Annotated in this window: 7 protein-coding genes; 5 read left to right on the top strand and 2 right to left on the bottom strand. The window is 65.2% G+C overall.

Going from position 1 to position 3,956, the window contains the following annotated elements:
* Positions 1 to 36: 36 nt before the first annotated feature.
* Positions 37 to 843 carry a mannan chain length control protein LmeA gene (gene lmeA, locus AC2VOU_RS09460; RefSeq protein WP_486957143.1) on the top strand — a complete coding sequence of 269 codons (807 nt, stop codon included), beginning with the start codon at positions 37 to 39 and terminating at the stop codon, positions 841 to 843.
* Positions 844 to 904: 61 nt separating this feature from the next.
* A complete protein-coding gene (locus AC2VOU_RS09455) occupies positions 905 to 1,318 on the top strand; it encodes a thioredoxin family protein (RefSeq protein ID WP_486957140.1) in 414 nt (137 codons plus the stop codon).
* 51 nt (positions 1,319 to 1,369) lie between these two features.
* Here AC2VOU_RS09455 and AC2VOU_RS09450 read toward each other — a convergent pair whose 3' ends face one another.
* Complete coding sequence (locus AC2VOU_RS09450) at positions 1,370 to 1,492, bottom strand: hypothetical protein (RefSeq protein ID WP_486957139.1); 123 nt, start codon at positions 1,490 to 1,492, stop codon at positions 1,370 to 1,372.
* 33 nt (positions 1,493 to 1,525) lie between these two features.
* Between AC2VOU_RS09450 and AC2VOU_RS09445 the strand changes: the two genes are divergently transcribed.
* The 3 genes from AC2VOU_RS09445 to AC2VOU_RS09435 all read left to right on the top strand — a co-directional run bounded on the left by AC2VOU_RS09445 (position 1,526) and on the right by AC2VOU_RS09435 (position 3,361).
* Positions 1,526 to 1,987: a DUF4395 domain-containing protein gene (locus AC2VOU_RS09445; protein WP_486957138.1), complete on the top strand. Its 462-nt coding sequence runs from the start codon at positions 1,526 to 1,528 to the stop codon at positions 1,985 to 1,987.
* Between the two features lie 250 nt (positions 1,988 to 2,237).
* Complete coding sequence (locus AC2VOU_RS09440) at positions 2,238 to 2,540, top strand: DUF1416 domain-containing protein (RefSeq protein ID WP_486957142.1); 303 nt, start codon at positions 2,238 to 2,240, stop codon at positions 2,538 to 2,540.
* Between the two features lie 188 nt (positions 2,541 to 2,728).
* Complete coding sequence (locus AC2VOU_RS09435; protein WP_486957141.1) at positions 2,729 to 3,361, top strand: heme-binding beta-barrel domain-containing protein; 633 nt, start codon at positions 2,729 to 2,731, stop codon at positions 3,359 to 3,361.
* A 276-nt stretch (positions 3,362 to 3,637) separates the two neighbouring features.
* Here the strand turns inward: AC2VOU_RS09435 and AC2VOU_RS09430 are convergent.
* On the bottom strand, positions 3,638 to 3,956 hold a 319-nt coding region (locus AC2VOU_RS09430), incomplete at its 5' end, for an aminotransferase class IV (RefSeq protein WP_486957137.1).

Below are 3,956 nucleotides of genomic sequence, written 5' to 3'. Positions count from 1 at the left end.
GACGATGCAGACCGGCACGGTCTGGTAGGCCACAATGTGCGGATGCGTAAGGCGCTGTTCGGAGTGGCGGCGGTGCTGTTGGCCGTCCTCGTGGTGGTGCTGGCGGCTATCGGCGTGGACTTCGGGACCAGCATCTACGCCGAGTACCGACTGGCGCGGGCGGTGCGAGAGCAGGCCCACTTGGGCTTTGACCCGTTCGTCGCGATCATCGCTTTCCCTCTCATCCCGCAGGCGATGTGCCACCGCTACGAGGATGTGGAGATCAAAGCCGGCGCCGTGGAGCGCCCAATGATCGGCAAAGCCACGCTCGAGGCCACCATGTACTCGGTCGACCTGACGTACGCATCATGGCTGATCAGGCCGGATGCCACGTTGCCGGTCGGCAGGTTGGAAAGCCGGATCATCATCGACTCGCTGCATCTGGGTCGCTACCTGGGCATTCGGGACCTGATCGTCGAAGCCCCGGCCAAAGACACCAACACGGCGAGCGGCGGTACCACCGAATCGGGGATTTCCGGCAGCCACGACCTGGTCTTCAGCGGAACACCGAAAGCCTTCGGCAAACGGGTCAGCGTCGCGGTCGATCTGTCCATGGCCGGCAACGACAACACCACGCTGGTGTTCACCCCCACCGGTGTGCTCACCGGGCCCAACACCGCAAATCAGAGCGTGCCGGCCGACAAACGCGATGCGGTGCTCGCCGCCTTCGCCGGCACGTTGCCCGATCAGAAGTTGCCGTTCGGCGTGGCGCCGACCACCGAGGGCGCCCGCGGCTCCGACGTGATCATCGAGGGCGTCACGACGGGATTAACGATCACCCTGGATGGGTTCAACCAAGGATGACGTGCGTCCGCGGCGATTACCTCAACAGCGCACTCTGGGAGTGGCGGCTGGGGAGGTGCCCATGACGGGAGCGGTGGTGGCGGTTCTCGCAGCGCTGGCGGGGGCAGCGACTGTCGGGTGGGTGATGACCCGCCGGTCGGGCGCCGTCCGCGCGACCGATCCGACCCGCAACCTCGACACCACCGACTTGGGCTTGTCGACTGCGGGGCCGACCGTCGTGCATTTCAGCGCATCGTGGTGCGGACCCTGCACGCAGGTGCGTCGAGTGGTCGACCAGGTGTGTGACAGTCTTGAGCACGTTGCGCACGTCGAAATTGACTTGGACGCCAACCAGGCCGCGGCACAGCGCCTTTCGGTATTGTCACTGCCCACCACGTTCATTTTTGACGCCGATGGCAAGCAGCGTTACCGCAGCTCGGGGGTGCCGAAAGCCGATGATTTGAGATCGGCGTTGGCGCCCCTGTTGGCCCGATGACGTCGCTGTTGGGTACGCTCCCCGGTATGTCCGCCCGCGTTGAGCTCTCGCTCACTCGTCGCCGCGCAGTTGTGCTGTGCCGCGTTGCGGGCTGCTGTTGTTGTAGCTGCTGAGTAGCCGCGCCTTCTCGCGCCGCGCTCGGAGCAACCAGATCCCCGTGGCGTGTCGCCACATCAGTCGTGCCTAGAGCAATTCAGGAGCAGCATCATGTCGGATCCCACAACCGCTGGTCAGGTCGACGTCCGGGGGCCACGCTTCGCGGCCTGGATCACGACCGCGGTCCTCGTGATCGCCCTCATCGTCTCCGGAATCAGCCCATTCGCCGCCGGCGAGATCTTGGGCGTGCAGTCCATCGTCTTCGCGATCGGCGCGCTGGCGGGGCCTCGGAGCCACCCGTATGGCCGGGTGTTCGCGAAACTGGTCGCACCGCGGCTGAGCCCGGTACGCGAGCGTGAGCCCGTTCCACCGCTGAAGTTCGCTCAACTGGTCGGATTGATCTTCGTCGCCCCGGCTGCGATCGGGTTCGTCAACGGCGCCGTGCTGTTTGGCGCCGTGCTCACCGCTGCGGCGCTGGCCGCCGCATTCCTGAACGCGGCCTTCGCCATCTGCCTGGGCTGCCAGCTCTACCCTCTGGTGGCGCGCCTGAAGCCGCTACAGAGCACCTCGTAGCGATCGAAAGGATTCTCCCATGGCGCGCTCCGACGTGCTGGTCTACGCCGACTGGGCCCAACTCGATGCCGATAACGCCGGCGCAGTCAAGCGAGGGAAACGATTGCGAACTGTCGAATCGGGGAACGTTCGTACGCAGCCGGTTCGTCTTTCAGGAATTGCTGGGACACCGGAATGCCAAGGACTACGACGACAGTTGAACGGAAGACGGCTTTCTCAATGGAGCCCCGATCGAGTTGGGATGCTGATGATGTGCTCTGCGCAAAAGCACGGACAGACTCTGCCGGCCAGCGTCGACCTGGAGAAGGAAACGGTGATCACCGGCCGGGTCGTCGACCGTGACGGTAAAGTTGTGGGCGGTTCATTCGTCCGACTACTGGACTCCTCCGGCGAGTTCACCGCCGGGGTAGTGGCCTCAGCCACCGGCGACTTCCGATTCTTCGCCGCGCCCGGATCGTGGACGCTGCGTGCGCTATCGACCGCCGGCAACGGCGACGCGATCGTGGAACCCACCGGTGCCGGCCTCCACGAGGTCGACGTCAAAGTCGCCTGAGGAGTCCGTCGCACTAGACTTGTCATCGTGGTGCTGTTCTACGAAATCTTGCTAGTCGCGGCCGTCGTGGTCATTTCCTGGTTCGCGCTGTACGCGCTGTATCGGCTACTCACCGACGAATCGTGACTACCGGCGACGATGCGGAACACGACGACGACGTTGAACGCAGTGGCGACGACTCCGTTCGGATCTCTGGCTCCGGTGATCGCGCCGTGGCGGCGGCCATCGCGCGCGCGAAGGCGACCGCGAACCGCAACATCCCGGTCTTTGACGATCTTCCGGTCCCTGCCGACACCGCGAACCTGCGTGCGGGCGCAAACCTGAACGATGCCCTGCTGGCGTTGCTTCCGTTGGTCGGCGTGTGGCGCGGCGAGGGCGAAGGCCGTCGGGCCGACGGCGACTACCGGTTCGGCCAGCAGATCGTCGTGTCCCATGACGGCGGTGACTACCTGAACTGGGAGTCCCGCTCATGGCGGGTGACCGCCGGCGGCGCGTATGAATCGCGCGACCTGCGCGAGACCGGTTACTGGCGCTTCGTCAACGAGCCCGACGACCCCTCGGAGTCGCAGGCCATCGAACTGCTGCTGGCCCACTCCGCCGGCTACGTCGAACTGTTCTATGGCCGCCCGCTCAACCAGTCGTCGTGGGAGCTGGCCACCGACGCGCGGGCCCGCAGCCGGTCGGGCACGTTGGTCGGCGGCGCCAAGCGACTGTACGGCATCATCGAGGGTGGAGATCTGGCCTACGTCGAAGAGCGGGTGGATGCCGACGGCGGGCTGGTGCCGCATCTTTCGGCTCGGCTCTCGCGTTTCGTCGGTTGACGGGCTGGCCCAGAACCTTCAGGCCGACCCAGAAAAATTGGCTGCCCAGAAAAATGGGCAGCCCCCGAGCCGTAGTTCCAGGTTGGACGAACTGGAGGCTCGGGGGCCGGGTAGCTGCGGGGAATTCGCCAGCGCAGTGCTGCTGGTTATTTCCAGCCGGGTACCGCGCTAGCGGGCAGCCACCTCACATGTCCAATAAGCTGTCAATTTCTCGGACCACCTCCCTTCCTGTGTACTGGCGAAGCTACCCGCCGACCGGCACGACGACAACCGATTTCACCGATCGCTGACAATGGCGGCATCAACCATTGCGGCGAACTCCGTGGTCAGCGGAGCACGCGGCAACAACCGACCGTCAAGAGTGTGCACGCGGGCGGCCAGCGTCATACTCGACACCAGCCAAATACCCTCCGCAGCGAGAAGATCGGCAATGCGCAGGGCGCGATAGTCGCAGTCGTAGCCCTTGTCGCGTGCAACACCGAACAACGCCTGCTGTGTCGTGCCGCGCAGGATCGGATACCAGGGCGGCGGAGTCAGCAGGCACACGTTGCCGTCCGCGCCGGCGGTGGCGATCACCACTGTCGAACGCGGACCT

Source organism: Mycobacterium sp. TH-M25 (assembly GCF_057473665.1).
The sequence above is the reverse complement of the archived record's forward strand: the minus strand, read 5'-3'. Positions and strand labels throughout refer to the sequence as shown.